Here is a 1808-nt window from a genome sequence, read left to right on the forward strand (position 1 = left end):
CCACATTAGACAGCGGGCACACGGTCAAGGGAACCTGCTCCCGCACCAGCCGCGCCACAAGCTCTGGCCTGACTTGTGCCACGTGTTGGCGTTGAGTGGTTTGGGAGCCCTTGGATCTTTGTGTTTCCGGGGTTCTTCTATTTGTGGTGGGGCACTAATCGTAGGGTTGAGGGATGCATGTCAGGAAGGTAAGAACCGCCTCGGGGGCTACTGCGGTCCAGATCGTGGAGAAACGCCATGGACAGCGCCGGATCGTCGAGCACCTCGGCTCTGCCCATTCCGAAGCCGAGCTAGCTTTGCTGGTGCATGCGGCAAAAGAACGGATCCATCAGAACCAGCCGGCTTTCGATCTTGACAGGATCGATGCTGCTGCCCCTGCCGGGCAGCCCACCGGCCCGCCGGTGTTGGCTGGGGTGACCGCGGTGGGGTACCGCCCACGGCTGCTGTGGGAAGTCCTTAGTGGGGTCTATGACCGGATCGGGTTTAGCATCGTGGATTCCGCGGTCTTCCGGCAACTGGTCATCGGCAGGATCATCGAACCTGAATCCAAGACCGCCACCCTGGAGTCCCTGCGCCGGTTAGATGTCACGCAGGTGGCCTCTGAGCGCACCATGTGGCGACACCTGAAGACCAGTGTTGAGAAGGGCTGGCGTGATGATCTCTGCCAAGCCGCCTACCGATTTTCCACCGGCGATGACGAGGCTGTGGCCGTCGTTCTATACGACGTGACCACCCTGTATTTCGAGACCGACGAGGAAGACGAGCACCGCAAGGTTGGCTACTCCAAAGAGCGCCGGGTCGATCCACAAATACTGGTCGGACTGCTGGTAGATAAGACAGGCTTCCCCATCGAGATCCACAGTTTCTCCGGCAACACTGCTGAGACTCACACCCTGATCCCGGTCCTAGATTCCTTCCGGCACCGCCACCAGGTCACTGACATGCTGGTGGTCGCTGATGCCGGGATGCTCTCCTGGGCCAACCTGAAAGCCTTGGAAGAGGCCGACTACCAGTACATCGTCGGCACCCGCACCTCGAAAGCTCCCTATGATCTGGCAGAGACCTTCCAGACCCGGGGGAATTACTTCGCTGACGGAGAGATCCTCGAGACCACCACCTTATTGAAAAAGGACGTCCCCTCCTCCAAGCGCAGGGCGGTGTGGCAGTACCGGCATAAGCGTGAGCAGCGTGACCGGCGCACCCAGACTCTGCAGCTCCAACGAGCCGAAGACATCGCAGCCGGACGCAAACAGCCGAGGAAGTCCCGATTCCTCAAAGGTGGCGGACCGAAGAGCTATACCGTCGATTACGCCACCGCGGAGAAAGCCCGCTACTACTTCGGGCTCAAGGGCTACGTCACATCTGCCAGCAAGAAGGTGATGAGCGGGGCCGAGATCATCAACGCCTACCACCAGCTCTTCGAAGTCGAACGTTCCTTCAGGATGGCGAAATCCGACCTGCGAGCCCGCCCGATGTTCCACCACACCCGCGATTCCATCGAAGCCCATCTCAGCGTGGTCTTCTGCGCCCTGGCCATCAGCCGCCACATGCAACACCGCACCGGAATCAGCATCAAGAAGATCATCAAGACCCTACGGCCCCTACAAGAAGCGACCCTGAGCGTCAACGGCCAGCTGCTAGACGTGCCCGCCCACGTGCCAGAAGAAGCTCATCAGATCCTCCAAGCACTCGAGCTCACCGACCTCAGCTAAACCGGGGCACTAAAGTGGCAGAACTCAGGAGGTCCCGTTATCCTGCGATCCACCGGTCGATCTCAGAGTGCAGTTCCTTGGCCCGTGAATCCTCAA

General features: G+C 59.9%; 1 protein-coding gene. It reads left to right on the forward strand.

All coding sequences use genetic code 11. From position 1 onward, the window contains the following. Positions 1-173: 173 nt before the first annotated feature. Entirely contained in the window at positions 174-1712 is a 1539-nt protein-coding gene (locus FEF26_RS15395; RefSeq protein ID WP_138254410.1) for an IS1634 family transposase, read from the forward strand. The last annotated feature ends 96 nt before the right edge of the window (positions 1713-1808 follow it).

The sequence above is a fragment of the Nesterenkonia salmonea genome, assembly GCF_005771525.1.
In the GTDB taxonomy this organism is placed as follows: Bacteria; Actinomycetota; Actinomycetes; order Actinomycetales; family Micrococcaceae; genus Nesterenkonia; species Nesterenkonia salmonea.